Raw genomic sequence first — 24,713 nt, 5'->3', positions numbered from 1 at the left:
GCGCAGCGGCATAGTATACTGTACGTATATACAGTTGATGGGGCCGTTCATGAAAGCAATCATTCCAGAGCACGATGACAGCTTCGCCGGGCAAGCCATGTTGCCGCCGCAATCGCTGAAAGCCCACAAGGGCCGCGGCGCCGTGTCGAACCTGCAAGGGCGCTACGAGGTGCACGCGCGCGGCGGTTTCGATGATGGCTGGGGCGTGGGCGGCATGGATGAGGAGGGCGGGGAGGCGGGGCCTCCCACCTGGAAGACGCAGGTCAGCGACGAGCAGGCGCGCACCATTCTCACGCGCAACGCTTCGCCCGATTTGCCGTTCAACGTCTCTCTGAACCCGTACCGGGGTTGCGAACACGGTTGCATTTATTGCTTTGCCCGCCCTACGCACAGCTATCTGGGCCTGTCGCCGGGCCTGGACTTCGAAAGCCGCATCTACGCCAAGGTGAACGCCCCCGAACTCTTGCGCCGCGAACTGGCCAAGCCCTCATATGTGCCCGAACCGATCGCCCTGGGCGTGAACACGGATGCATATCAGCCGTGCGAACGCGAACGGCAACTGACGCGGCGCGTGCTGGAAGTGCTGCACGAGTGCGACCACCCCGTGGCGCTGATCACGAAATCGTCGCTGATCGAGCGCGATATCGACATTCTGGCGCCGATGGCGGCCAGGCGCCTGGCCGCCGTGGCCGTCACTGTCACCACGCTCGACCCGGCCATCGCGCGCACCCTGGAACCGCGCGCGGCCGCTCCGGCGCGGCGGCTGCGCACCATCCGCACCCTGACGGAGGCGGGCATCCCCGTGGGCGTGAGCATCGCGCCCATCATCCCGTTCGTGACGGAACCGGAAATCGAGCAGCTGCTCGAAGCCGTGCGCGACGCGGGCGCCATCCACGCCCATTACGTGGTGCTGCGCCTGCCGTGGGAAGTGAGCCCGCTGTTCCAGCAATGGCTGGAAGCGCACTTCCCGGAACGGGCCCAGCGCGTGATGAACCGGGTGCGCGAAATGCGTGGCGGCAAGGATTACGACAGCGCGTTCGGTACGCGCATGCGGGGCGAAGGCGTGTGGGCTGACCTCATCCGCCAGCGTTTCGAGAAAGCCGTGCACCGGCTGGGCTTGCACGGCAAGGGCGGCCGCTTCAAGCAGCTCGATTGCACGCAGTTCCGCCGGCCGCTGGTGGTGCCGCCGCTGGGCGCAAAAGTAAAAAAAGGTAATGCGGGGCAGCTGGATTTGTTTTAGCGCAAGCAGTGCGGGGCGCGCGCTTGTGCGTTGACACGGGCACGCGCAAGGGCATGCGCGCTGCGCGAAACAGGCGGGTTTGGTGGCGAGTCGCATCGCCGTCCTGCTTCCGTCGGGGGGGATGCCGGCAGGGGGAGCGGGCGACGAGAAACTCATCGCCCGCAGGCATGCCGGGCTTAGCCGGAACGGCTCGATCTTGCTGACTGGATCAGCAAACGGTGCTGGCGCAAGCAGCCAGGCAGAGTTGCTGTGCGATGCCGCTCAAGGCGCCGCAAGCCGCTTTGCACAGGGTGCAGGGAATGCCGGAAGGGGCGACACCCTGGCTGATGGCGGAGATGCTGGGGCTGCGTTGTACGGCTTTGGCTTGCAATGGCAGATTGTTCATTTTAAAACTCCTTGTGGTGGCGCCGCCGCGGGCAACGGCAATGGGTGTGCGTACCGAAGTACGGTGCTGATCGTTTCCCGCCAACGACCGTATGCTGAAGCGCGTGCACGCATCGCTGCGCCCACGAGCCCCGACAATTCAAATGCTGTTGACGTTAGCGTTGCGACCAGTAGCGCACTGCGCCGACGCTGACCGGTATCACATCGCTGACGTCGACGGCGAAGCGGGCGACCGTGTTGGCTACCTGCAGGTTTTCCGGGTTGAAGAAGGTCATGATGATGTCGTAGCACTCGGAGCCCGGGCGGCACACGGGACTCTGTTGCACGACGATGGTATCGAGCTGCATGCCCGTGGTCTTGGCCAGCATTTCCGCCGCTTGCATGGCATTCGTGGCCGAGAAGTTGAGCGCGCGGTCCATGCCCGTGACGCCCAGGTTGCGGAAGTCGTAATAGATGCGGTTCAGGAAGTTTTCCAGGCGCGCGCCCGTGTTGCTGCTGTTGATGTCCAGGCTGTCCTGCACCGCCATCAGGCTGTCGATCAGCTGCGGCACATTCCAGCTGAACATGCCCCGGATGGCCGGCTGGATCACGGGAACGACCTGGCCGGACATCAGCCTGGCGGCGCCCGAGATTACGCCTGGAAACGAATTCATGACGACGAGGCCATCGATGGTGCCGACATAGGCCTCGAACAGCAGTTCATAGGTCATGTCGGCATACGGACCGACGGGGACGACCGCGTAAATCGGCGTGGCGTCCAGGTTGACGGTCCAGGTCAGCGATTGGCGGAAATATGGCTTTGCGCGCAGGAATTCGATCAATTGCTGCGGATCGCTCGGATTGTCCCTGCCTGGTGGCATGGCCTGGACGAAGGAATCGCGGCGCGCTTCGCTGCCGAAGTCGACGCCCAGGTTGCCCAGCGCATACACCAGGGTCGGGCCCTTGGCGCTGCCGCCGCAGCCGCAATCGGAGGCATCGATGCCGGAAGCGGCGATGCCTTGCCGCGTCGCGCCGGAAGGGCCCGCAAGGTTGGCCAGGGAGGGGGTTTCCAGCATGGGAATGCTGAGCGGATGCGCCTGCGCGGAAGTGTCGGCATTGGCTGGGCTCGCTTCAATCACAGTATCGTCTGACATTTCAATTTTCCCTTTTAATAATAGTTGAGTGGCGCCCGGCACATTCAATGTCCCAGTCAGGAGGCGGCGACAGTCCAGCTCGCCATTGGTGTTGCAACGCGTTGCGCTTTGCAGCAATGCGCTGCAAACTCCACGAGGGTCAGGACGATCCCCATGTTGGTGTTGCCGGCATAGCAGCAAGGCTGCGATGGCCGAGACGATCGGGGTGGCAAAGCTGGTGCCGCTGCTGAGCCGCACCCGCCCTGCGGGCGCGGCGCCGAGGATGTCGGTGCCGGGCGCCATGATGCCGCGCGCGCGATAGGCTTCGCCCCAGTTGCTGTTGGGCATGGGCGCGCCTTGCCGGTCCAGTGCGCCGACGACCAGCGTGTATTTGATGGAGGCGGGGATGTGCAGGCAATCGCAGCCGTCGTTGCCCGCCGCCGCGACCAGCAGGACGTTGCGTTCATGGCACAGCTGTATGGCTTTTTGCAGCAGGCCATCGGCGGCGCCGCTGTCGGACAGTTCGCCGCCGCTGACATTGATGATGTGCGCGCCGTGCTCGACGGCCTGGGTGATGGCGCGGGCCAGGTCGAGCTGCGTGCATTGCGTCAGTGCGCCGTCGGCGCGGTCGGCAAAGATGGGCAGGATCAAGCCTCGGCAATGGGGGGCCAGGCCCGTGACGGGGCTGCCCGGCTGGCCAAAGATGATGCTGGCGACATGGGTGCCGTGTTGCGATGCCCGGCCGCTGCCGCTGGCACCCGTGGCGAGCGTGTCGAGCAGTTGCAGTCTGGCGCCGGCAAAGCAGGGATGGCTGGTATCGACGGGACCGTCGAGCACGGCGATGCAGATGTCGGCACAGCCGGTGTTGCCATCTTGCAAGGCAGCCAGGCCGTGCAGCAAGCCATGATTGGTCAGGCTGTCGTGGGTGGTGGATACTTCCATGGTCGTCGGCACGCGGTGCTCCTTGCTGGGTCCTGGAGGGCGTGCGGCGCACCGCTTGAGGTGCTCCGCCCGCCTGCTGCGGCGCCTGCTGCTCCAGCGCCGATAGCATGATCTTTAGCAAGGGGCGTGCCAGAAGACCAAGTGCTTGATTTTCAAGGGATGGGGCGGATTTGCATTGTCGTGTTGCAATAATGTTGGCGGATATCGTCCACCCTTGTTGAGCGGGATGGACGAAAACGGCAGGCGGCAAGGACGGGGAGGGGGCGCCCGGGACACGGCATGGCGTGACGCGGGCGCGTGCGGCGGTTCAGCTATCCTTGCTGTAGCAGGCGCGGCTGGGCCGCAGGCGCATGCGCACGAGGGACACCAGGAAGCTGAAGCCTGCCTGGTTCGGATCGATGACCGGCACATAGGTCTGCAGCGCGTCTTCCAGCTGCGCGCTGACGCGCGCGGCGACGCCGACAAAGCCTGTGCAGCCCAGCAGGATGGACTGGGCGCCGTCTTCCTGTATGGCCAGCATGGCGGCCTTGAAGGTTTTTTCGACCACCGTGTCCAGCTTGCCGAGGTCGGCGACGGGACAGTCGATGGAGCGGATGGAGGCGAAGCTGTCCTGCAAGCCGTAGGTCTGCATGTGGCCCTGCTGCATGGCGAGCGTGCTGGGCAGTATCGTCATGATCGACAGGCGCTGGCTGAGGGCCAGCGCGGTAAAGGCGGCGGGCGGGAAGCCGCCCAGGATGGGGATGTCGATCACTTCGCGCGCTGCCTCCACGCCGCACATGTCGAAGTCGCTGAGCCAGATGCCGTCATAGCCTTCGCGTTCGATTTCCCTGGCCAGCTGCACTACCGGATAGCCGTTTTGCAGCCAGTCGACGCGGTATTCGATGCAGTCGTTCCCAGTAGAAATATTGCGCACGGACACTTCGACATCGGGCGGCATCACGGGCTCGATGGCGTCGAGCAGGCGCTGGTTGTAGATGGACGTGGCCACCGGCGCCACGATGCAGATGCGCAGCGGCTTCATGCGGCGCTCCCTGCCGCTGCGCCGGCGTTGCCCGTGAGCGGCACGTAGGGTCCCAGGTAGCCGATGGCGTTGATCAATTGCATGAAGCTGTCGAGTATCAGGCCGTCCCGTTCCCGCAATGCCGGATGGGCTTGCAGACCCAGCAGCGTCACCTTGCGCTGCATCAAGGCCGGGTTGAGCGTGCCGTCCGGCAGCAGCAAGTCGCCATTCGAATACACGGCCTGGCCATCGCCCTCGACAAAGTAACTGATGGTGTCGGGCGCCATGCAGAGGGGCGTGCTGCGGCTGCTGTCCCAGGCCAGCAGCGATTCGTTCTGGTACAGGACCGTGCAAAGCCGCTCACCCGCGCGGATGGTGATCTTGCCCAGGTCGAAGCCATTGCGCGAGTCGACTTCGGCGGCGACGAACGTGCCCTGTGGAAACAATGGCCAGGCGCGCATGTCGCATTGCCGCGCAAGATAATCGACCACTTCCTCCGCGCTGCGCAAGCGGCCTGCCTGCAGTTCGCGGCCCAGGCGCAGGGCGCGTCCCAGGGTGCCGCGCACGGGCAGCGCCCGGGCCAGCTCCGCCGGCGCCATGATCCACATGGCCAGGCCGCCGAACTGCTTGAAATCGGCCTGCGAGACGATGGGGCGCATCATCTGGTCGATGATCGTTGCCACGTCTTGCTGGTGGGCATGGGCGCCGTTCACGCCCTGGCTGGGCTGGACGTCGAGTTCCACGCGCAACCCCGTCTGGCTGACGAGGAAGGCGGGGCGCGGATTGATGTGCGCGGCCGCATACGTCAGCTGGGGCAGCGAGGGAACGGCGCGGCCGGCCCCGTCAGCGTCGATCACGGCCAGGCCCAGGCGGGCGGCGACCAGGCAGGCGACGAGAAACCCCAGCGCGCCGCTCTCGGGCGGCGCCAGGTAGGCCAAGGTGCGATTTTCCAGCGCCAGGCGCTCCCTGACGGCGAGCACGGCGTCGACGGGGCCCTGCGGAAAATGGGCGCCATTGATCGCCACGGGCGAACCCAGGTAAGCCACCATGACCGTTTCGCCAGCGGTGGCTTCGTCGACGCCGACCACGCGCACCTGGGCGTCCGGATAATAATCGCCGGCGTGGAACTGGGCCAGCAGGCTGCGCGCGGAAGCGAGCGTGCCGCCGCCGCCGCTGCCGAAGAAGCAGGCGCCCAGCAACAGCGATTCAAGGTCATCGTGGTTCAGCACATAGCTCATGTTGCGGGTCCTCAGGTTGGCATGGCATGGAAATGGTTTGCGCCAGGACGGCCTGCAACTGCAGCGCCTGGGCAAACCGGGGAAAAGCCGTGTCGCGTTCCACGCCGCGCAAGGCGCGCGTGAGGTGATCGAGTGCTTCGTGCCGGCGGCCGCGCTGCAGCAGCAGTTGCGCCAGGCGGGTCGCCACCAGCAGGCTGCCGGCCGCGGCGCCCAGCGCCTTGGCGGTCGACAGCGCACTGCCCAGTTCGCGTTCCGCGTTGTCCAGGTCGCCCACCGCGATCCACGTCCGGGCATGCATGTCGAGCAATTCGACCAGGTAGGCCCGTTCGCCATGTTCCAGCGCCAATTCGATGGCGCCGTGCAGCAATTGCCGGGCTTGCGATGGCTGGCCTGCCGACAGCAGCAGTTCGCCCCGCTTCCAGGCCTGGAATGAATGGAAGAGCATGCCGCCTTCGCACAGCATGTATTGCTGGTAGCCGTCGGCGATGCGCTGTTCGGTCTGCGTATGGATGTTGCCTGTTGCCAATGCGCAGGCATGGAATATCTGGCCCACTCCCAGGTAGAATTGATAGCCGTATTCGCTGGCGACGGTTTGCAGGTCCGCCGCCAGGCTTGCCAGCCGGACCCAGTCCTCGAACATGCAGGCCAGCCACGCGGCGCCTTGCAGCGCGATGGCGCGATGGAAGGGGTGCGGGTTGTCGGCGCCGCCGCGCAACGCCAGGTGTTCCATCACCGCGCGCGCGCGCCGGAAGGCGCCGCTCTGGAAGCAGGACAGGCCTTCGAACGTAGTCGACAGCGCGGCGATGTCCAGGCCCTGTCCGCCCGTGTCGGCAGCTGCCGCGCCGCACAGCAGGTGCCCGCGCGCCAGGCAGGCCAGCGTCTCGCGGTAGTCGCCGAGCCAGAACAGCGTGTTGGCCAGGGCCAGGTGGGCCTGCGACAGCAAATCCGTGTCGCCTATCGCTTGCGCCCGCTGCAGCATGTCTTGCGCCGTTGCCCGCGCCGCCACCAGGTCCAGCGCCATCAGTTGCGAGCTCCAGATGCCGAACCGCAGGGCGGTGATTTCCACCTCGTCGCCCAGCGCCGCCGCTTCCTGCAATGCCTGCTGGTAGCAGGCGAGCGCTTCGGCGCTTTGCCAGCCGCTGATGCCGCGGTGCGAAATCGCCAGCCAGCGGTGCAGGTCGCAGCTCAGGCGGCGCGCGGTGCAGGGATGCGCATCGGCGGCCAGCAAGGTGAGGCCGCGGCGCAACACCTCGATGGCTTCCTTGAAGCGGGCCGCCTCGATCAGCGCGCGTCCCTCCAGCAGGCAGACGCGGGCGAAATTGCTGCGCTCCTCGTCGCCATGCACGCGGCGTTCGATGACCTTGCGGTTGATGCCCAGGTGGCGGGCCGCGGTCGTCTTGTTTCCTTCGGCAAGGCGCATCGCATAGTCGATCAGCAATTGTTCGGCGGCCGCCAGCTTGTCGTCTCCGTCCAGCCGCATGAGGGCTTCCGCCAACAGCGTGTGATCGGCGTCCTGCGGCTTGCCCGCCGACAGGAACGCTTCCAGGCTGTGGGCATCGATCAGCGCCGATTCGGCCAGTATCGACAGCCGTTCCACCAGGTTGCGCAGTTCGCGGATATGCCCGGGCCAGGCATGCCGGCCCAGGCGTTCCATGGCGGTGGCGGTAAAGCGGATGGGGCGCTTTTGCTGCCCGGCAAAGTGCGCGGCGAGGGCGGCGACGTCGCCGCGGCGCTGGTCCAGGCCCGGCACGTCGAGTTTCAATACCGCCAGCCGGTAATACAAGTCTTCGCGGAAACGGCCCGCCTGCACCATCGCGGCCAGGTCGCAATGGGTGGCGGCCACGATGCGGCCGTTGAACGGCTGGGTATCGCCGCCGCCCAGCGGCCGGAAACAGCGCGATTCGAGCACGCGCAGCAGCTTGCTCTGTACCGCCAGCGGCAATTCGCCGATTTCATCGAGAAACAGCGTACCTTGTCCCGCCTGGGCGAAAAAACCGGCGCGGCTGCTCAGCGCTCCCGTAAATGCCCCCTTGGTATGGCCGAAGAGTTCGGCGTCGATCAGGTGTTCCGGCAGGGCGCCGCAGTTGAGATCGACAAAGGGCGCGCCGGGATCGCCGCTTTGCCGGTGCACGAGCTGGGCGATGATTTCCTTGCCGGAACCGGTGGGACCGCTGATGAGCACCGTGCAGCGGGTCGGCGCCACGGCGTCGACCATGCGCAGCAGGCGCTGGAAGATGGGGGAGCTGCCAATGACGTTCAGCCCGCCCCCGAGGCTGGCGCGGTGTAGGGGGGCTTGCACAGGAGCAATGGTGCCCGTCCCGGGCAGAACGTAATGCGGCTGCCTGCCATGCTGTTGCAGCATAGACCTGTCGGACATGGTCGTCTCGCTCCGATGAATTCGCTCCGATCGTGCAGGGCCATCATTTTTGTTTTGCCCCGCTGCCTCCTGACGCGTGCCATTGCCCTACTCGGGCATAAAGGAATCGCGCGTTCCGATTATGGGCGTTAATGAAACGGCGATAGTCGCCAATTGTCACAATAAAAAGATTTTCATCGCTTGCATCATGCAAGCCGGCGGCCCGCCGCAGCTCACTGCGCGGCAGGCGGCGCATCCTTCAATTGCGCCAGATGTTGCTCGATGGCAAAGACGTGCGGATCGCTCTTGCCCAGCTCGCGCAGGGCGCTGGCCAGGTGCAGCAGGTAGTCGCTGTTCGGGCCGCTGGGGCCGCTTGATCGGGCGATCTGGCGCGCGATGTCCAGTTCCGGGGCGGCGCCGAGGAAGGCGGCGTTTTCCTCGTTGGCGATGTACACCAGGCCTTCGGCCTTGCTGCCATCGTCGAAGGTGATCTCGGTGGCCAGGCGCAGGTAGCCGTTCTTTTCGCGGTGGTCGAGGTGGGCAAAGACTTCGGGCGTGATCAGGTAGGCCATGCCGTCGCACACGGCGCCCGCCTGCGGCACGATGGTGGCGACGCGGCCCGGCGCCATCGGCGTGCCCCGGTGGTCGTGCGAGCCTTGCCAGAAGCGCCGCGTCCAGCCGGCGATGCTGGCGGGGCGCCGTTCGATGTAGGGAAAATCGGCCTTGTAGATCAGCGAGCCATAGCCGAACAGCCAGACCTGCGCATGGCCGTCGAATGTGGTCATGCGCTGGTTGATGGCGATGGTGGCGGCGTCAATGGCGGACAGGTCGGGCTGGGTCATGGTGCGGGCGGTGAGGGGGGCAATGCGCGATTATAAAACGGCGCCAGCCGGGCCGCCCGCTCCCACGTTCCACTCGTGCGTCTCGACAAAGCGGAACAGGAAGGCCATGAAGCTTTCGGCCGCCGGCGACAGCGAACGTCCCGTCTTCGTGTAGACGAAAAAGCGCCGCGTCAGTTCCGGTTCGTGCAGGGCGCGCATGTGCAAATTGTATAGTTTGACCATCGGTTCCGCGTACGGCAGGCACACCGTGATGCCCAGGTTGGCGCTGACCATGGCCAGCGCCGTCGTCATGAAGGTCACTTCATTGTAGGGATTGAGCGACAGCTCGCGAAACGCGCCGTGCATGTCGCGCAGCAGGCGTTCCGTGAACTGGCCCTGCAGCGATATGAATGGGTAGTCGCCCACGTCGGCCCAGGTGACGCGCTCTTTCTGCCGCAGCGGATGCTGCTCGGGGTAGACCAGTACGAAGGGCATTTCGAACAGCACCTGCGCGGCGATTTCCGCCGTCGGGTCGCGCTCGGGGCCGATGCCGAAATCGACTTCGCCGCTGAACACGCGCGCCGAGACATTCTCCACGGGGCAGTCAACCAGGCGCAGCTGCACGTCCGGGTGCGCCTGGCGGTAGGCGGCGATCACTTCCGGCAGCAGGGTGCACGCCATCATCTGCGGCGCGGCGATGCGCACCATGCCCGTTTTCAGGGCCTTGCGCTGGGCGATGCCGGCCATGGCGCCGTCGAGGTCCTCGATCATCTTCTCGAACAGCGGATACAGTTCGCGGCCGATTTCCGACAGCTGCGTCTTGCGCGTGCTGCGCTCGACCACGCGCACGCCCAGCACGCTTTCCAGTTCCTTGATCAAGCCGCTCAAGGCGGACTGCGTCACGTGCAGGTATTCGGCGGCCAGGGTGAAACTGCCCGTCTTGGCCAGCGCCACGAAGGCGCGCATCTGTCGCAGGCTGGGACTCATAAGATAATCCGATAAATCGATGGTTAAAAATTGTTTGTATGATAGCTGTAACTGGATTCTAATGGTGAAAAGCTGAAAAATATCGCGCCCAGGGCGCCATCCATCGGAGACAGACCGCATGAAAATCAAGCAAATCCACCACGTCGCCTACCGCTGCATCGACGCGAAGAAAACCGTCGAGTGGTACGTCAAGCATTTGAACATGAATTTCGTCCTCGCCATCGCGGAAGACCTGGTGCCGTCGACCAAGGCGCCGGACCCGTACATGCACGTGTTCCTCGACGCGGGCCAGGGCAATGTGCTGGCCTTCTTCGAGCTGCCCACGCAGCCGCCGATGGACCGCGACCGCAATACCCCGGCCTGGGTGCAGCACCTGGCGCTGGAAGTGGGCAGCATGGAAGAACTGCTGGCCGCCAAGGAGCGCCTGGTGGCCGGCGGCGTCGAGGTGCTGGGCCCCGTCAACCACGCCATCTTCCAGTCGATCTATTTCTTCGATCCGAACGGCCACCGCCTGGAGCTGGCGGCCAACGTGGGCACGCCGGAAATGATGGCCAAACTGGACGCCGTCAAATGGGAAATGCTGGAAGAATGGTCGCAGACGCGCCGCGCGCCCAAGCACGCCGCCTGGATGCACGCGCCGGCCGACGCCTGAGCGCAGCAGATTGACTGCTGCAGACCGACACTCTCTGACCAATACACCGAACCAGGAATACCATGAAACTCGCAACCCTGAAAAACGGCAGCCGCGACGGCGCCTTGATCCTCGTCAGCCGCGACCTGCGCCAGTACCAGCGCGTGGCCGCCATCGCCCCCACCCTGCAGGCGGCGCTCGACAACTGGGACGCCGTCGCGCCCAAGCTGGAACAGGCGTACGCCAACCTGAACGCGGGCCAGGCGCCGGACGCGCAGCCGTTTGATGCCAATCAGTGCCACTCGCCGCTGCCGCGCGCCTACCAGTGGGCTGACGGTTCCGCCTACATCAACCACGTGGAGCTGGTGCGCAAGGCGCGCAACGCGGAAGTGCCGGCCTCGTTCTACACGGACCCGCTGATGTACCAGGGCGGCTCGGACAGCTTCATCGGCCCGCGCGACCCCGTCTTCGCCCTGTCGGAAGAGTGGGGCATCGACCTGGAAGCGGAAGTGGCGGTGATCACGGGCGACGTGGCCATGGGCGCCGGCGCGGATGACGCGGCGAAGGCGATTCGCCTGGTCATGCTGGTCAACGATGTCTCGCTGCGCAACCTGATTCCGGGCGAACTGGCCAAGGGTTTCGGTTTCTTCCAGTCGAAGGCGGCCAGCGCGTTTTCGCCCGTCGCCGTCACGCCAGATGAACTGGGCGCGGCCTGGGCGGACAGCAAGCTGCATTTGCCGCTGCTGGTGGACCTGAACGACAAGCCGTTCGGCAAGCCGAATGCGGGCGAAGACATGACCTTCAATTTTGCGCAACTGGTCGCCCATGCGGCGAAGACGCGCGAACTGGGCGCCGGCACTATCGTTGGCTCGGGCACCGTGTCGAACAAGCAGGGCAACCTGTTCGGCTCCAGCATCGAGAACGGCGGCGTCGGCTACTGCTGCCTGGCCGAAGTGCGCATGTATGAAACCATCGAACACGGCGCGCCAAAGACGGCGTACCTGAAGTTCGGCGATACGGTGCGCATCGAGATGCGCGACGCGGCCGGCGCCAGCATCTTCGGCAGCATCGAGCAGACCGTGGCCCTGTACGCTGGCGCCACGCGCGCCTGAGGAGGCCGCCCGTGAAGCTGTACACCTATTTTCGCAGTTCGGCCGCCTACCGCGTGCGCATCGCCTTGAATCTCAAGGGTATCGCTTACGACAGCATCCCCGTGCATCTGCTGCAGGATGGCGGCCAGCAGCTGCTGCCTGCCTACCGCGCCGTCAATCCGTCGGCGCTGGTGCCGGCCCTCGACGACGACGGCGCCATCCTGACGCAGTCGCTGGCCATGCTCGAGTATCTGGAAGAGACGCGCCCTGGCGTGCCCTTGCTGCCGGCGGACCCGCTGGAACGGGCGCGCGTGCGCGCGCTGGCGCTGGCCATCGCTTGCGACGCCCATCCGCTGACGAATCTGCGCGTCCTGAAGTACCTGAAAACCACCCTGGGGCTGTCGGACGAGGTCAAGCAGGAGTGGTACCGCCATTGGATGGCCGAGGGACTGGCGGCCGTGGAAGCGCTGCTGGCGCAGGGCGATCCTGCCGGCACGGGTCTGTTCTGCCACGGCGACAGCCCGACGATGGCCGATTGCTGCCTGGTGCCGCAAGTGTTCAATGCGCTGCGCTTTGCCATCGATTTGGCGCCGTATCCGCGCGTGGCGCGCATCCATGCGCATTGCGCCGGCTTGCCAGCGTTTATTGCGGCGCACCCGTCGCAGCAGCCTGACGCCGAATAGCAACACACGGCGCGGTGCGGGAAGCCCCGTCTGGCAACAGGCGGGGTTTTTTTATGCGTGCTTGATTTTGATCAGTCAATGCCATCTTGCCGGTGCGCTACAATTTGCGTTTGCCCAAATACTTCACGTCCCCATGACCGCAACAACCGTTCCTGCCAGCATCACCGATGCCCTGTCCCTGGCGCACGCTTCCTGGCGTCCCATCCTGCTGCGCGGCTTGCAGGCCGTGATGGCGGCCGATCCCGCCTACCTGCCGGCGCTGGCCGCCGACGATTACCTGCCCACGCAGGGCCGCTTGTTCGCCGCCTTCGCCCTGCCGCTGGCGCAGGTGCGCTACGTGCTGGTGGGCGAGGGGCCGTATCCGCGCGCCGACAGCGCCACGGGCGTGTGCTTCATGGATGGCGCCGTCGGCAGCCTGTGGTCGGCGACGGGGCTGTCGAAACCCGTCAACCGCGCCACCTCCTTGCGCAACTTCATGAAGATGCTGCTGGTGGCCGATGGCCAGCTGCAGGGCGGCGATACGTCCGGCGCGGCCATGGCGCCCGTGGCGGCCGCCGCGCTGCAAGCGGACAGCGGCGTGATCCAGACCCTGCCCGACTTGCAGCGCAAGATGACGGAGCAGGGCTTTTTGCTGCTGAACGCGGCGCTGGTATTCCGTTCCCACGTGCCGCCCGTGCAGGATGCGCGCGGCTGGCTGCCTTTCCTGCAAGTGGTGCTGGAAGCGCTGGCGGGGCAGGGCGGGGCGGTGCAGCCGCAACTGGTACTGTGGGGCAAGATCGCCGAGCTGATCAAACGCTTGCCGGTGGCGGCATCCTTGCCGCAGGTGACGGCGGAACATCCGTATAATCTGTCCTTTATCGGCAATCGTGACATGCAGGCCTTGTTTGGCCCCATGCAACTATTGCGTGCTTGAGCTTGAATCATCGCCTGTCTGGCGGAAGTGCGGGGAATATGCAAATCAGTAACGTGGAAGAATTGAAGGCGTGGATCGCGGCGGGCGGCGTGCCCGACTATCTGTATTTCTGGGGGCACACGCCAGCGCAGCCGCAGGTGCCCGACAAAAGCTGCTTCAGCCAGTGGTTTCCGTCGCCGTTCAGTCTGGCCGGCGTGACGTATGCGACGGCCGAGCATTACATGATGGCGCAAAAGGCGGCCCTGTTTGGCGACACGGCCGTGCAGGCGCGCATCGTGGCGGCCGAGCGGCCGTCGGAAGTGAAGAAGCTGGGTCGCGAAGTGGCGAACTTCGACGCCAGGGTGTGGGAAGCGGCGCGCGCCGGCATCGTTTTCGATGGCAACTTTGCCAAGTTCTCGCAAAAGGCTGCGCTGCGCAAGTTTTTGCTGGGCACGGGCGAGCGCGTCATCGTCGAAGCCAGTCCCGTCGACCGGATATGGGGCGTGGGCCTGGCGTCGGACAATCCGCGCATCCTGGACCCGGCCCGCTGGGACGGCTTGAACCTGCTGGGGTTTGAACTGATGAAAGTGCGGACCGCTTTGCGGGGCTGAAAATTGACGCTGCACCCGCCCGTGACTTCCCGACTGTTGTTTTCCTGATGCCGCCGCGCCTGGCGCGGCCGGCCATGCCCCTTCCAGCCCTGTGGTCATCGAGGGGCGCTCTGACAAACCCCGCCGAATTTGTTATACTTGACTAAATCATTCAACTACTCGGGGTTTGAGGAGTTGAAAAGCCGCAATATTTTAAACCAGTTGACCAGAGGATGTATGCGTCTGACTACAAAAGGCCGTTTTGCCGTGACAGCGATGATCGATCTTGCCCTGCGCCAGGGCAAGGGACCGGTCACCTTGTCCGGTATCAGCCAGCGCCAGTCGATTTCCCTGTCCTACCTGGAGCAGCTGTTCGGCAAGCTGCGCCGGCATGAGATCGTCGAATCGATCCGCGGCCCAGGCGGCGGTTACAGCCTGGCGCGCCGCGCCGACAAAGTGACGGTGGCCGACATCATCATCGCCGTCGACGAACCGCTGGACGCCACGCAGTGCGGCGGCAAGGAACATTGCCACGGCGCCGACGCGGCCACGGGCGCGCGCTGCATGACGCATGAATTGTGGTCCACACTCAACGAAAAAATGGTCGATTATCTGGATTCTGTGTCCTTGCAGGACCTGGTCGACCAGCAGAGACAAAAGAATGCCGAGCAAAGCGTGATGGTGATGCACCGTAACCACGCCGCCCTCGGTTGATAATGACAAAAATACCAGTTGCTGATTGCAGGAGTTATTGATGAACGCCCCAGAAAAAAACGTAGGCCAAGTGCACTTTGAAACCGCACCGCATTTCCCGATCTACATGGATTACTCGGCCACGACGCCGATCGATCCACGCGTCGCCGACAAGATGATTCCTTACCTGCGCGAGCAGTTCGGCAATCCGGCATCGCGCAGCCACATGTACGGCTGGACGGCGGAAAAAGCCGTGGAAGAGGCACGCGGCCACGTGGCGGCCCTGGTGAACGCGGATCCGCGCGAAATCATCTGGACCTCCGGCGCAACGGAAAGCAACAACCTGGCCATCAAGGGCGCGGCGCAGTTCTACAAGACCAAGGGCAAGCACATCATCACCGTCAAGACCGAGCACAAATCGGTGCTGGACACGGTGCGCGAACTGGAACGCATCGGCTTTGAAGCGACCTACCTGGAACCGCAGGACAACGGCCTGATCACCGTCGAGCAGCTGGCCGCGGCCGTGCGCCCGGACACCATCCTCGTGTCGGTGATGCTGGTGAACAACGAAATCGGCGTGATCCAGCCGATCGACGAGATCGGCGTATTCTGCCGCTCGAAAGGCATCATCTTCCATTGCGACGCCGCGCAAGCGACGGGCAAGGTCGTCATCGACCTGCAAAAGACCAAGGTCGACCTGATGACCTTCACGGCACACAAAACCTACGGCCCGAAAGGCGTGGGCGCCCTGTACGTATGCCGCAAGCCGCGCGTGCGCCTGGAAGCGCAGATGCACGGTGGCGGCCATGAGCGCGGCCTGCGTTCGGGCACCCTGCCGACGCACCAGATCGTCGGCATGGGCGAAGCGTTCCGTATCGCCAAGGAAGAGATGGACAGCGAAATCGGCCGCATCCAGGCCTTGCGCGACCGCCTGGCCAAAGGCTTGCAAGAGATCGAAGAAGTCTACATCAACGGCGACATGGAACACCGCGTGCCGCACAACCTGAACGTCAGCTTCAACTACGTCGAAGGCGAGTCGCTGATCATGGCGATCAAGGATATCGCCGTATCGTCCGGTTCGGCCTGCACCTCGGCCAGCCTGGAGCCATCGTACGTGCTGCGCGCCCTGGGCCGCAGCGACGAACTGGCGCACAGCTCGATCCGCTTCACCATCGGCCGCTTCTCGACCGAGGAAGACATCGACTTCGCCGTGAACCTGCTGAAATCGAAAGTACACAAGCTGCGCGACCTGTCGCCGCTGTGGGACATGTTTAAAGATGGCATCGATATCAATTCGATCCAATGGGCTGCCCACTAACCAATACCCTGGCCCTGTTGGACAGGGCCGGCAAGAATATTTAAGGAGCATCAAAATGGCTTACTCGGACAAAGTACTCGATCACTACGAAAACCCGCGCAACGTGGGCGCTTTCGACAAGGGTGATGAAACCATCGGCACCGGCATGGTAGGCGCGCCTGCCTGCGGCGACGTGATGAAACTGCAGATCAAGGTTGGCGCCGACGGCCTGATCGAAGATGCGAAATTCAAGACGTATGGCTGCGGTTCGGCCATCGCCTCGAGCTCGCTGGTGACCGAATGGGTGAAAGGCAAGACCCTGGACCAGGCGCTGGCCATCAAGAACACGCAGATCGCCGAAGAACTGGCTCTGCCGCCAGTGAAGATCCACTGCTCCATCCTGGCGGAAGATGCCATCAAGGCGGCAGTGCTGGATTACCAGACCCGTCACCCAGCGGTAGCTTAAACGTTGGTAGCCCGCCCCGGCCGCAAGGCCGGGGCAGTTACGGAGAAATACATGATCACACTGACCGAAAAAGCGGCGAAACACATCAACCGTTATATCGAACGGCGCGGCAAGGGCATGGGCTTGCGCTTTGGCGTGCGCACCACGGGTTGCTCGGGCCTGGCCTACAAGCTCGAATATGTCGATGAAGTGGCGGCCGAAGACAGCGTCTTCGAATCGCACGGCGTGAAAGTCTTCGTCGACCCGAAAAGCTTGCCTTACATCGACGGCACGGAACTCGATTTCGCGCGCGAAGGCTTGAACGAAGGCTTCAAGTTTCACAATCCGAACGAAAAAGACGCCTGCGGCTGCGGCGAGTCCTTCAGGATTTAAACAGCTGGCAAGACCCCGGTCGGTGCGCTGTACCCATCGATTGCGGTACAGCGACCACCGACCATTATGCAAAACCACTTCGAATTATTCCAGTTGCCGGCGCAGTTCTCGCTCGACATGAGCGCGCTCGACGCGGCCTACCGCGACGTGCAGGGCAAGGTCCATCCGGACCGCTTCATCAATGCCAGCAGTGCTGAAAAGCGCGTGGCGATGCAATGGGCCACGCGCGCCAATGAAGCCTATCAAACCCTGAAAAGCCCGCAAAAACGCGCGCAATACCTGTGCGAACTCAATGGCGTCGACCTGCAGACGGAGTCGAACACGGCCATGCCCGTCAGTTTCCTGATGCAGCAGATGGAATGGCGCGAAGAGCTGGGCGACGCCCGTGCCGGCAAGGATGCCGACGCGCTCGACGCCCTGGACCGCCAGCTGCGCGGCGAACGCAAGGCCTTGCTGGCCCAGGTGGCGGCCCAGCTGGACGCGGCCGACTACGCGAATGCCGCGCAAAGCGTGCGCGCCCTGATGTTCCTCGACAAATTCGGCGAGGAAGTCCGTTTTGCCTATGAGGCCATCGAGGCTTGACCAGGCGATCGCTTGACCGGCGTGCCAAGCGCCAGTCTGGCCCGCGACTTATAATGCGCGTCAGGCATCAACTGCATCACGCAAAAAATTAATCGAGGCACGAATACAATGGCACTTCTGCAAATTTCCGAACCAGGCATGTCGACCGCGCCGCACCAGCACCGCCTGGCCGTCGGCATCGACCTCGGCACCACCAATTCCCTGGTCGCCACCGTCCGCAACAGCATTCCCGAGGTGCTCAACGACGAAGACGGGCGCTCCCTGCTGCCCTCCGTCGTGCGCTACCTGCCGAACGGCCACGCGAACATCGGCTACAAGGCCCTGGCTGCGCAAACCACCGACCCGAAGAACACCATCGTTTCCGTGAAACGCTTCATGGGCCGCGGCCTGGCCGACATCGCCTACGCGGAAAACCTGCCCTACGACTTCCAGGACACGCCTGGCATGGTGCAGCTGAAAACCGTGGCCGGCGTGAAAAGCCCCGTCGAAGTGTCGGCGCAAATCCTCGCCACCCTGCGCCAGCGCGCGGAAGATTCGCTCGGCGACGACCTGGTGGGCGCCGTGATTACTGTACCAGCGTATTTCGACGATGCACAGCGGCAAGCCACGAAAGATGCGGCCCAGTTGGCCGGCATCAATGTCTTGCGCCTGCTGAGCGAGCCGACGGCCGCCGCCATCGCGTATGGCCTCGATAACGCGTCCGAAGGCGTGTACGCCGTGTATGACTTGGGCGGCGGCACCTTCGACATCTCGATCTTGAAATTGAGCAAGGGCGTGTTCGAAGTGCTGTCCACGGGCGGCGACTCGGCCCTGGGCGGCGACGATTTCGACCGCCGCCTGTTCTGCTGGATCAGCGAGCACGCCAAGCTGGCGCCGCTGTCGGACGAAGACACGGCCATCCTGATGGTGAAGGCGCGCGAGATCAAGGAATTGCTGTCGACTAAGTCGGAAACGACGATCGACGCCAAGCTGAACTCGGGCGAAGAAATCCATCTGCGCATCACGGCAGCCGACTTTGCCGCCATGACGCAGCACCTGGTCGTGAAAACCATGAACGCCATCAAGAAAGCCTTGCGCGACGCGAACGTGGATGCGGACGACGTCGATGGCGTGGTGATGGTGGGCGGCGCCACGCGCATGCCGCACGTGCAGCGCGCCGTGAGCGAGTTCTTCCACACGACGCCGCACGCGAACATCGACCCCGACAAAGTGGTGGCGCTGGGCGCGGCCATCCAGGCGAACTTGCTGGCAGGCAACCGCGCCGCCGGCGACGACTGGCTGCTGCTGGACGTGATCCCGCTGTCGCTGGGCATCGAAACCATGGGCGGCCTGGTGGAAAAGATCATCCCCCGCAATTCGACGATACCGTGCGCGCGCGCCCAGGAATTCACGACCTTCAAGGATGGCCAGACGGCCCTGGCCGTGCACGTGCTGCAGGGCGAGCGTGAACTGGTCAGCGATTGCCGTTCCCTGGCGCGCTTCGAGCTGCGCGGCATTCCGCCGATGGTGGCGGGCGCCGCGCGCATCCGCATCACGTATCAGGTCGATGCGGACGGCTTGCTGTCCGTCTCGGCGCGCGAACTGCGCTCGGGCGTGGAAGCGTCGATCAGCGTCAAGCCGGCCTACGGCCTGGGCGACGACGATATCGCCCGCATGTTGCAGGATTCGTACACCTCGGCCGACGTCGACATGGTGGCGCGCGCGCTGCGCGAAGAGCAGGTGGAAGCGGAACGCATCCTGCTGGCCACGCAGTCGGCGCTCGATGAAGACGGCGGCTTGCTCGATGAAGCCGAACGCGCAGCCGTGGACAGCCTGATGAACAAGGTGCGCGACGCCATTGCGCAATCGCAAAGCGGCGCCATCGATCACCAGGCCTTGAAGCTGGCGATCGAGGCGCTGGCCGACGGCACCGAGGATTTCGCCTCGCGCCGCATGGACCGCAGCGTGCGCACGGCCTTGACGGGTAAATCCCTGGATCAAGTCGTATAAAACTAATTGAACAGCGCGCCGCAGGCACTCGCCGCGGCCGCGCTCCGAATGACAGACTGAAAGAAGACACCATGCCACAAATCGTTATCCTGCCGCACGCCAAGCTTTGCCCGGACGGCGCCGTCATCGAAGCCCCTGCCGGCAAGTCCATCTGCGACATCCTGCTGGAAAACGACATCGACATCGAGCACGCCTGCGAAAAATCGTGCGCCTGCACCACCTGCCACGTGCTGGTGCGCGAGGGCATCGAATCCCTGAACGAAGCGACGGAACTGGAAGAGGACATGCTGGACAAGGCCTGGGGCCTGGAAGCCGTGTCGCGCCTGTCGTGCCAGTCCATCGTGGCCGAGGCCGACCTCGTCGTCGAAATCCCGAAATACACGATCAACCAGGTCAGCGAAGGCAGCCACTAACATGAAATGGTCCGACATTCACGTGATCGCCGAGGCGCTGTACGATGCGCATCCGGACATCGATCCCCTGACCGTGCGTTTCACCGACCTGCACAACTGGGTGGTGGAACTGGACGGCTTCGACGATGACCACACGCGCGGCGGCGAAAAAGTGCTCGAAGCGATACAGATGGCGTGGATCGATGAAGCGCGCTAAGGGCGCGGCAGCCGCCGCCACCGCAGTCGCCGCGCCGAAAGACGTCATCACCGCCGCCAGCAACATGCCCGAAATCAAGGATGGCCAGTCGGTCGCCTTGCTGCAGGAATTGCACATCCTGACGCGCGACGGCAAGATGAACCAGGACAGCCGCCGCAAGCTCAAGCAGGTGTATCACCTGACGCAATTCATCGAGCCGCTGCTGCGCGAAGTGCAGCTCGATCACCCTGGCGTGTCCCTGGTCGACCACGGCGCCGGCAAGTCCTACCTGGGCTTCATCCTGTATGACCTGTTCTTCAAGAATGGCAACGACGGTTCGCACATCTATGGCATCGAGACGCGCGAAGAACTGGTGCAGCGCTCGCAGGAGCTGGCGAAGAAATTCAAGTTCCCCGGCATGTCGTTTTTACCGCTGTCCGTGGCCGAATCGACGGAATCGACCTTGCTGCCGCAGCAGATCGACATCGTCACGGCCTTGCACGCGTGCAATACGGCCACCGATGACGCCATTCATTTTGCCTTGAAGAAAAAGGCGAAATTCATGGTGCTGGTGCCATGTTGCCAGGCGGAAGTCGCCTCCGTATTGAAGAAGAACAAGGGCAAGAGCCTGGGCAAGAATGTCTTGACGGAATTGTGGCGCCACCCGCTGCACACGCGCGAGTTCGGCAGCCAGATCACCAACGTGCTGCGCTGTTTGCAGCTGGAAGCGCATGGCTACCAGGTCAGCGTGACGGAACTGGTGGGCTGGGAGCATTCGATGAAGAATGAACTGATCATCGCCAGTTACAAGAACTTGCCGCGCCAGCGTCCGACGGAACGCTTGCAGGAAGTGCTGCAAACCCTGGGCCTGGAAGAGATGGGTCACCGCTTCTTTGCTGAAGAGCTGGCCAAGGCGGGCGCGTAAAGTATCCGCAGGGCAAAGTATCCGCAAGGGCAAACGAGGGGAGGAGCGGGTCGGTTACAATACCGGCTTTCTCCTCCTCTTGCTTTTTGCGCCTCCTCCATGACCACACCTATTGAAATGCCCACCGTCCGCCTGGCCAAGCGCCTGTCTGAAGACGTGCCCTGTTCGCGCCGCGAGGCCGAGCTGTATATCGAGGGCGGCTGGGTGACGGTCGACGGCGAGCTGGTGGAAGAGTCGGGCGCGCGCGTGGCCGACAATCAAACGGTGGTGCTGCTGCCGAACGCGACGCTGGAAGAAATGCCGCCCGTAACGATTCTGCTGCACAAGCCGGCCGGCATCAACGGCGGCGTGGGCAGCGAAGGCAAGCCAGCCTTGAGCTGTTTGCGTCCCGAAGAGATCTTCACGCCGGAAAACGTGGCGCCCAGTTCCGTCACGCGCTTCCTCAAGCGCCACCTGATCGGCCTGACCATCACCAATCCGCTCGACACCATGGCGTCCGGCTTGCTGGTATTCACACAGGATTTCCGCGTCGCCCGCAAGCTGGTCGACGAAGCGAGAACGGTGGAGCAGGAATTCATCGTGGAAGTGGCCGGCGACATCATGGAAAACGGCCTGGCGCTGCTCAATCACGGCTTGCCCTTCAATGGCAAGCCTTTGCCGCCGATCAAGGTCAGCTGGCAAAATGAAACGCGTTTGCGTTTCGCCCTGAAAAACGTGCAGCCGGGCCAGATCGCCCATATGTGCAAGATGGTGGGACTGGACGTCGTCGCCATGAAGCGCTTGCGCATCGGCCGCATCCCGATGGGCGCCATGCCCGTGGGGCAATGGCGATATCTACAGGGTTACGAACGCTTCTAAAGCTGCGGCGCCACGATGGAATGGCTTTCTGCAAAGCTTTTCCATAGCCGTTCGGCAATATTCAAGGCGATGGTGTCGGCCTTCTCTTGCAAGGCCGCATTGCCCATGCTCTCGGTCGTGGCGAAGAACAGGGTCAGCCAGCGGCGGAACATGCAGGGTGTGAGGTGTTCCATTTGCGCGTGCTGGGCCAGCGGCTTGCCGTGGTAGCGCATGGTGCCGCGCAGCAAGCCTGACCAGAAATCGACCAGTGTGGCCAGGTGGGCATCCCAATCCTTGACCTCGGCGGCAAAGATGGGGCCCAGCATGGCATCGTCGCGCGCGGCCGCATAAAAGGTGTGGACGAGATGCTTGACTTCGTCTTCGCTGCAGACTTCCTCGCGGTAGGGAGCGAAGCGGGTGTGGGGGAGGGGGGCGGTATTGTTCATGGCATGCCATGATCGCAGAGCCCCCGTGGCGCTTCAATGACCCAGGTCAAGCCGCATAAAAACTCAGGCGGCGACTTTCTTCGACTTCTTCGCCGGGGCCGGCAATTGCACGATGTGCGTGCCCGCCAGCTTGTCGTGCAGAAATTGTCCATTGCCCGTGAACAGGGCCGTGCTGGACCAGGCCAGGATGCCGATACCGATGGCGCCCAGGGCCGTCCAGTGCTGCAAGTCCAGCAGATACGACACCAGCAGGGCTGGCAGCAGCCACATCCACGACAGCACGTAGCGGTAGGCGGCCACGCGCAGCGGCACGTGGGCGTGGCCCGGCAGCACGACTTTCAGGCGCCACGTCTTCATGGCCAGGGTTTGCCCTTCGCGGCTCCACTGGTGGATGAAATACGCACCCATGACGAGGAAGGCCAGGCACTGGCGCATGTGTTCCGTCAACGGCGTATGTGCGCCCTGCACGGCCAGCTCGAACAGCAGGAAGGGCAGGAACAGCACGGCCAGGGCCAGCAGCGACTCGTACACCATGGAAATCAGGCGGCGCTTGATCGTGGGATGGGAAGTGATGCTGGCGGCAGGCGTGCTATTTGGCATTGGTTGGCAGTGGGGCAGGCGTAACAGGTGGCGTGACGGGCACGGTGGCGGGGGGCGCGGCGGGATCGCTCGGCACGGCCGTCGCTGCGGGCGCGGGCGCGGGCGGCAGCACGGGCGCGGCGGCCGCAGGCGCTGCCGGCGTGGCGGGCAACAGGATCGGGGCAGGTTTGCTCGTATTCGAATTGATCGCGGGCACTTTTTCCAGCGGCTTTTTCGGCACGAGTTCCGTCGCCAGTTTTTTCTTTTGATCTTCCGGCAATTGCTGGTACTGCTCCCATTGCGCGGTTTTTTGACCAGGATCAATCTTCTTCGTGCGCGTATAGTTTTCGCGCACGAGGCGGCGCTGTTCCGGCGTCAGCTTGATCCATTCGCGCATGCGTTCATGCACGCGGGTTTGCTCGTCCGGCGTCATGGAGGCGAAACGGCTGGCAATATCGAGCCATTTTTGCTTGCGCAAGGCTTCCAGCTTGTTCCATTCGCTCGCCAGCGGCTGCAGGGCTTCCTGCTGCGCGCGCGACAACTTGTTCCACGAGGGATTCTCGCCGGCCTTCGGCGGCGTGCCGCCCTTGCCGGCCGTGCGGGGCGAACCGGGCTTGGCTGTCGAGGCCGGCGCGGGCGCCACCACGGGTGCGGCTGCCACGGGAGGAGCGGCGGGCGCGGCATGTTGCTGCGCGCCAACCCAGGCGGCGCCGGCCAGGGCGCAGGCACCCAGGCCGATGCCGCCGGCCAGCCAGCCTTTGCGTACGCTTGAGCGTGTCATTATTGCTCGCGTTTCGTCAGGTAGGCGTTGAAGCCATGGTCCATGTAGGCGGAAAGCGGCAATTCGTCCGACAGCACGGCGGCGTCGATTTCTGCCAGTTCGGCAATATGTTGTTCTTGCTCAAACTGATAGATGCCCACCATGCCGCCGACCAGCAGCAGCAGGGGGATGATGACGCTCATGCGGCCCAGCCACGACAGCGGCTCGACAAACAGGCTGCTGGCCACGCCGGCGAACACATTCTGGCGCACGGCGACGGCGGCGGGCGCGTCCGCCTTCTTGCGCGACAGGGCCAGCTTGCGTGCCGCTGCCAGGCGATCGGTGGCCGATGCGGGCAGGTCGTCGAGTTTTTCGTTCAGTGCATGGCGCACTTTGTAAGCGAAATTGAGATCGTCGGTGTTCATAATTTAATTCCCTTGGCTTTCAGCGATTCGGCGAGCGTGTGGGTAGCTCTAGAGCAATGTGTTTTCACGCTACCTTCGGAGCAACCCATCGCTTCCGCTGTTTCAGCCACATCCATGTCCTGCCAATAACGCATGAGGAAGGCTTCGCGTTGACGTGACGGCAGTTTTTGTACTTCTGCATCAATCAAATCAAGGATTTGCGCGCGCTCGACCTGGTCGGCCGAGGATTCGGCGGCGCTGGAGCCCTGTTCCGATTCATAAGTGTCAAGTATATCAAAATCCTCATGCTCGTCGCCCGAGGGCTTCATGCCGGAAAACAGGCTGACCCAGGTGTTGCGGACTTTTTCGCGGCGGAAATAATCGAGAATGGTGTTTTGCAGGATACGCTGGAACAGCATCGGCAGTTCGGCGGCCGGCTTGTCGCCGTATTTCTCGGCCAGCTTGATCATGGCGTCCTGCACGATGTCGAGTGCCGATTCTTCCTTGCGGACCGCGTAGGCGGCTTGCTTGAAGGCGCGCCGTTCGACATTTTCTAGAAAGTCGGATAATTCTTTGTCTGTTGCCATGCGGTATGGGGGATCTTAGCGGCTGCGGGTGCGGTGGGCGAAATTGGGACGGGTATGCTTTTTGCAACCCCGTGCATGCTAGCAAAAAATGTGCGTTTCCGCAGAGTTTTTGCACTCCGTGCGCGCAAAATGGCCTTTCGGCTGACATTTTCCTTGACCATAATGGTGCGACGCGATACCGTATAGGACGCTTTGAACACCCCAAAGCCCTATGGTCAGGT

General features: G+C 63.6%; 28 protein-coding genes. 16 read left to right on the top strand and 12 right to left on the bottom strand.

Annotated elements, in window-relative coordinates:
- The first annotated feature begins 97 nt into the window (after positions 1 to 97).
- Entirely contained in the window at positions 98 to 1,240 is a 1,143-nt protein-coding gene (locus O3298_RS01480) for a PA0069 family radical SAM protein (protein ID WP_305056391.1), read from the top strand.
- Between the two features lie 208 nt (positions 1,241 to 1,448).
- On the opposite strand, the gene O3298_RS01475 is transcribed toward O3298_RS01480, so the two are convergent.
- From O3298_RS01475 to O3298_RS01445, 7 genes are all read right to left on the bottom strand, one after another.
- Complete coding sequence (locus O3298_RS01475) at positions 1,449 to 1,625, bottom strand: hypothetical protein (RefSeq protein ID WP_305056245.1); 177 nt, start codon at positions 1,623 to 1,625, stop codon at positions 1,449 to 1,451.
- 154 nt (positions 1,626 to 1,779) lie between these two features.
- Positions 1,780 to 3,690, bottom strand: a complete 1,911-nt coding sequence (locus tag O3298_RS01470; protein WP_305056246.1) for a S8 family serine peptidase — start codon at positions 3,688 to 3,690, stop codon at positions 1,780 to 1,782.
- Positions 3,691 to 3,985: 295 nt separating this feature from the next.
- On the bottom strand, positions 3,986 to 4,699 hold the full coding sequence (locus tag O3298_RS01465) for an aspartate/glutamate racemase family protein (RefSeq protein WP_289916439.1): 714 nt from the start codon (positions 4,697 to 4,699) through the stop codon (positions 3,986 to 3,988).
- Positions 4,696 to 5,916, bottom strand: coding sequence for a DUF917 domain-containing protein (locus O3298_RS01460; RefSeq protein WP_305056247.1), 1,221 nt, complete (start codon positions 5,914 to 5,916; stop codon positions 4,696 to 4,698). The genes O3298_RS01465 and O3298_RS01460 overlap by 4 nt, the downstream gene beginning before the upstream one ends.
- On the bottom strand, positions 5,891 to 8,293 hold the full coding sequence (locus O3298_RS01455) for a sigma 54-interacting transcriptional regulator (protein WP_305058352.1): 2,403 nt from the start codon (positions 8,291 to 8,293) through the stop codon (positions 5,891 to 5,893). The genes O3298_RS01460 and O3298_RS01455 overlap by 26 nt, the downstream gene beginning before the upstream one ends.
- A 212-nt stretch (positions 8,294 to 8,505) precedes the next feature.
- The gene (locus tag O3298_RS01450) at positions 8,506 to 9,090 is read right to left on the bottom strand and encodes a gamma-glutamylcyclotransferase (protein WP_289911476.1); all 585 of its coding nucleotides are present in this window, start codon (positions 9,088 to 9,090) and stop codon (positions 8,506 to 8,508) included.
- 54 nt (positions 9,091 to 9,144) lie between these two features.
- A complete protein-coding gene (locus tag O3298_RS01445) occupies positions 9,145 to 10,080 on the bottom strand; it encodes a LysR family transcriptional regulator (RefSeq protein WP_077407156.1) in 936 nt (311 codons plus the stop codon).
- A gap of 118 nt (positions 10,081 to 10,198) precedes the next feature.
- Here O3298_RS01445 and O3298_RS01440 point away from each other — a divergent pair, with 118 nt between their 5' ends.
- From O3298_RS01440 to O3298_RS01370, 15 genes are all read left to right on the top strand, one after another.
- The gene (locus O3298_RS01440; protein ID WP_225241978.1) at positions 10,199 to 10,732 is read left to right on the top strand and encodes a VOC family protein; all 534 of its coding nucleotides are present in this window, start codon (positions 10,199 to 10,201) and stop codon (positions 10,730 to 10,732) included.
- 62 nt (positions 10,733 to 10,794) lie between these two features.
- Complete coding sequence (locus O3298_RS01435) at positions 10,795 to 11,823, top strand: fumarylacetoacetate hydrolase family protein (protein ID WP_305058351.1); 1,029 nt, start codon at positions 10,795 to 10,797, stop codon at positions 11,821 to 11,823.
- An 11-nt stretch (positions 11,824 to 11,834) separates the two neighbouring features.
- The gene (gene maiA, locus O3298_RS01430; RefSeq protein ID WP_305058350.1) at positions 11,835 to 12,485 is read left to right on the top strand and encodes a maleylacetoacetate isomerase; all 651 of its coding nucleotides are present in this window, start codon (positions 11,835 to 11,837) and stop codon (positions 12,483 to 12,485) included.
- A 133-nt stretch (positions 12,486 to 12,618) separates the two neighbouring features.
- Complete coding sequence (locus O3298_RS01425; RefSeq protein ID WP_305058349.1) at positions 12,619 to 13,398, top strand: uracil-DNA glycosylase; 780 nt, start codon at positions 12,619 to 12,621, stop codon at positions 13,396 to 13,398.
- Between the two features lie 38 nt (positions 13,399 to 13,436).
- Positions 13,437 to 13,988: an NADAR family protein gene (locus O3298_RS01420; RefSeq protein WP_251351403.1), complete on the top strand. Its 552-nt coding sequence runs from the start codon at positions 13,437 to 13,439 to the stop codon at positions 13,986 to 13,988.
- Positions 13,989 to 14,204: 216 nt separating this feature from the next.
- Positions 14,205 to 14,681, top strand: coding sequence for a Fe-S cluster assembly transcriptional regulator IscR (iscR, locus tag O3298_RS01415; protein ID WP_065310626.1), 477 nt, complete (start codon positions 14,205 to 14,207; stop codon positions 14,679 to 14,681).
- A 40-nt stretch (positions 14,682 to 14,721) separates the two neighbouring features.
- Positions 14,722 to 15,978, top strand: a complete 1,257-nt coding sequence (locus tag O3298_RS01410; protein WP_099667139.1) for an IscS subfamily cysteine desulfurase — start codon at positions 14,722 to 14,724, stop codon at positions 15,976 to 15,978.
- Positions 15,979 to 16,033: 55 nt separating this feature from the next.
- Positions 16,034 to 16,423: a Fe-S cluster assembly scaffold IscU gene (gene iscU, locus O3298_RS01405; protein ID WP_305058348.1), complete on the top strand. Its 390-nt coding sequence runs from the start codon at positions 16,034 to 16,036 to the stop codon at positions 16,421 to 16,423.
- Positions 16,424 to 16,474: 51 nt separating this feature from the next.
- The gene (iscA, locus tag O3298_RS01400; RefSeq protein ID WP_010399774.1) at positions 16,475 to 16,795 is read left to right on the top strand and encodes an iron-sulfur cluster assembly protein IscA; all 321 of its coding nucleotides are present in this window, start codon (positions 16,475 to 16,477) and stop codon (positions 16,793 to 16,795) included.
- 66 nt (positions 16,796 to 16,861) lie between these two features.
- Positions 16,862 to 17,377 (top strand): Fe-S protein assembly co-chaperone HscB, encoded by a 516-nt coding sequence (hscB, locus tag O3298_RS01395; protein ID WP_230520945.1) that lies wholly within the window; start codon positions 16,862 to 16,864, stop codon positions 17,375 to 17,377.
- Between the two features lie 108 nt (positions 17,378 to 17,485).
- A complete protein-coding gene (gene hscA / locus O3298_RS01390; protein ID WP_305056252.1) occupies positions 17,486 to 19,366 on the top strand; it encodes a Fe-S protein assembly chaperone HscA in 1,881 nt (626 codons plus the stop codon).
- A gap of 71 nt (positions 19,367 to 19,437) precedes the next feature.
- Positions 19,438 to 19,779 carry an ISC system 2Fe-2S type ferredoxin gene (gene fdx / locus O3298_RS01385; protein WP_034750070.1) on the top strand — a complete coding sequence of 114 codons (342 nt, stop codon included), beginning with the start codon at positions 19,438 to 19,440 and terminating at the stop codon, positions 19,777 to 19,779.
- A gap of 1 nt (position 19,780) precedes the next feature.
- A complete protein-coding gene (gene iscX / locus O3298_RS01380) occupies positions 19,781 to 19,975 on the top strand; it encodes a Fe-S cluster assembly protein IscX (protein WP_071322763.1) in 195 nt (64 codons plus the stop codon).
- Positions 19,962 to 20,879, top strand: coding sequence for an SAM-dependent methyltransferase (locus O3298_RS01375; protein WP_099667142.1), 918 nt, complete (start codon positions 19,962 to 19,964; stop codon positions 20,877 to 20,879). Before iscX ends, O3298_RS01375 begins: the two co-directional genes overlap by 14 nt.
- Before the next feature lie 99 nt (positions 20,880 to 20,978).
- The gene (locus tag O3298_RS01370; protein ID WP_305058347.1) at positions 20,979 to 21,737 is read left to right on the top strand and encodes an rRNA pseudouridine synthase; all 759 of its coding nucleotides are present in this window, start codon (positions 20,979 to 20,981) and stop codon (positions 21,735 to 21,737) included.
- Here O3298_RS01370 and O3298_RS01365 read toward each other — a convergent pair.
- From O3298_RS01365 to O3298_RS01345, 5 genes are all read right to left on the bottom strand, one after another.
- Positions 21,734 to 22,162 carry a group III truncated hemoglobin gene (locus O3298_RS01365; RefSeq protein ID WP_176388401.1) on the bottom strand — a complete coding sequence of 143 codons (429 nt, stop codon included), beginning with the start codon at positions 22,160 to 22,162 and terminating at the stop codon, positions 21,734 to 21,736. The genes O3298_RS01370 and O3298_RS01365 overlap by 4 nt on opposite strands.
- 63 nt (positions 22,163 to 22,225) lie before the next feature.
- Positions 22,226 to 22,762 (bottom strand): RDD family protein, encoded by a 537-nt coding sequence (locus O3298_RS01360; RefSeq protein ID WP_305058346.1) that lies wholly within the window; start codon positions 22,760 to 22,762, stop codon positions 22,226 to 22,228.
- Entirely contained in the window at positions 22,752 to 23,522 is a 771-nt protein-coding gene (locus tag O3298_RS01355; protein ID WP_305058345.1) for a DUF3106 domain-containing protein, read from the bottom strand. Before O3298_RS01355 ends, O3298_RS01360 begins: the two co-directional genes overlap by 11 nt.
- Complete coding sequence (locus tag O3298_RS01350) at positions 23,522 to 23,926, bottom strand: DUF3619 family protein (protein WP_099667147.1); 405 nt, start codon at positions 23,924 to 23,926, stop codon at positions 23,522 to 23,524. The genes O3298_RS01355 and O3298_RS01350 overlap by 1 nt, the downstream gene beginning before the upstream one ends.
- Positions 23,923 to 24,492, bottom strand: coding sequence for an RNA polymerase sigma factor (locus O3298_RS01345; protein ID WP_034779551.1), 570 nt, complete (start codon positions 24,490 to 24,492; stop codon positions 23,923 to 23,925). Before O3298_RS01345 ends, O3298_RS01350 begins: the two co-directional genes overlap by 4 nt.
- Positions 24,493 to 24,713: the final 221 nt, after the last annotated feature.

The organism is Janthinobacterium sp. SUN137, from assembly GCF_030587265.1.
GTDB lineage: Bacteria > Pseudomonadota > Gammaproteobacteria > Burkholderiales > Burkholderiaceae_D > Janthinobacterium > Janthinobacterium kumbetense.
The sequence above is the reverse complement of the archived record's forward strand: the minus strand, read 5'-3'. Positions and strand labels throughout refer to the sequence as shown.

Coding starts and splice junctions, on each gene's coding strand:
- O3298_RS01480 (WP_305056391.1), top strand. CDS start 98: ATGTTGCCGCCGCAATCGCTGAAAGCCCACAAGGGCCGCGGCGCCGTG.
- O3298_RS01475 (WP_305056245.1), bottom strand. CDS start 1,625: ATGAACAATCTGCCATTGCAAGCCAAAGCCGTACAACGCAGCCCCAGC.
- O3298_RS01465 (WP_289916439.1), bottom strand. CDS start 4,699: ATGAAGCCGCTGCGCATCTGCATCGTGGCGCCGGTGGCCACGTCCATC.
- O3298_RS01460 (WP_305056247.1), bottom strand. CDS start 5,916: ATGAGCTATGTGCTGAACCACGATGACCTTGAATCGCTGTTGCTGGGC.
- O3298_RS01455 (WP_305058352.1), bottom strand. CDS start 8,293: ATGTCCGACAGGTCTATGCTGCAACAGCATGGCAGGCAGCCGCATTAC.
- O3298_RS01445 (WP_077407156.1), bottom strand. CDS start 10,080: ATGAGTCCCAGCCTGCGACAGATGCGCGCCTTCGTGGCGCTGGCCAAG.
- O3298_RS01440 (WP_225241978.1), top strand. CDS start 10,199: ATGAAAATCAAGCAAATCCACCACGTCGCCTACCGCTGCATCGACGCG.
- O3298_RS01435 (WP_305058351.1), top strand. CDS start 10,795: ATGAAACTCGCAACCCTGAAAAACGGCAGCCGCGACGGCGCCTTGATC.
- O3298_RS01425 (WP_305058349.1), top strand. CDS start 12,619: ATGACCGCAACAACCGTTCCTGCCAGCATCACCGATGCCCTGTCCCTG.
- O3298_RS01420 (WP_251351403.1), top strand. CDS start 13,437: ATGCAAATCAGTAACGTGGAAGAATTGAAGGCGTGGATCGCGGCGGGC.
- iscR (WP_065310626.1), top strand. CDS start 14,205: ATGCGTCTGACTACAAAAGGCCGTTTTGCCGTGACAGCGATGATCGAT.
- O3298_RS01410 (WP_099667139.1), top strand. CDS start 14,722: ATGAACGCCCCAGAAAAAAACGTAGGCCAAGTGCACTTTGAAACCGCA.
- iscU (WP_305058348.1), top strand. CDS start 16,034: ATGGCTTACTCGGACAAAGTACTCGATCACTACGAAAACCCGCGCAAC.
- iscA (WP_010399774.1), top strand. CDS start 16,475: ATGATCACACTGACCGAAAAAGCGGCGAAACACATCAACCGTTATATC.
- hscB (WP_230520945.1), top strand. CDS start 16,862: ATGCAAAACCACTTCGAATTATTCCAGTTGCCGGCGCAGTTCTCGCTC.
- hscA (WP_305056252.1), top strand. CDS start 17,486: ATGGCACTTCTGCAAATTTCCGAACCAGGCATGTCGACCGCGCCGCAC.
- fdx (WP_034750070.1), top strand. CDS start 19,438: ATGCCACAAATCGTTATCCTGCCGCACGCCAAGCTTTGCCCGGACGGC.
- iscX (WP_071322763.1), top strand. CDS start 19,781: ATGAAATGGTCCGACATTCACGTGATCGCCGAGGCGCTGTACGATGCG.
- O3298_RS01375 (WP_099667142.1), top strand. CDS start 19,962: ATGAAGCGCGCTAAGGGCGCGGCAGCCGCCGCCACCGCAGTCGCCGCG.
- O3298_RS01370 (WP_305058347.1), top strand. CDS start 20,979: ATGACCACACCTATTGAAATGCCCACCGTCCGCCTGGCCAAGCGCCTG.
- O3298_RS01365 (WP_176388401.1), bottom strand. CDS start 22,162: ATGAACAATACCGCCCCCCTCCCCCACACCCGCTTCGCTCCCTACCGC.
- O3298_RS01360 (WP_305058346.1), bottom strand. CDS start 22,762: ATGCCAAATAGCACGCCTGCCGCCAGCATCACTTCCCATCCCACGATC.
- O3298_RS01355 (WP_305058345.1), bottom strand. CDS start 23,522: ATGACACGCTCAAGCGTACGCAAAGGCTGGCTGGCCGGCGGCATCGGC.
- O3298_RS01350 (WP_099667147.1), bottom strand. CDS start 23,926: ATGAACACCGACGATCTCAATTTCGCTTACAAAGTGCGCCATGCACTG.
- O3298_RS01345 (WP_034779551.1), bottom strand. CDS start 24,492: ATGGCAACAGACAAAGAATTATCCGACTTTCTAGAAAATGTCGAACGG.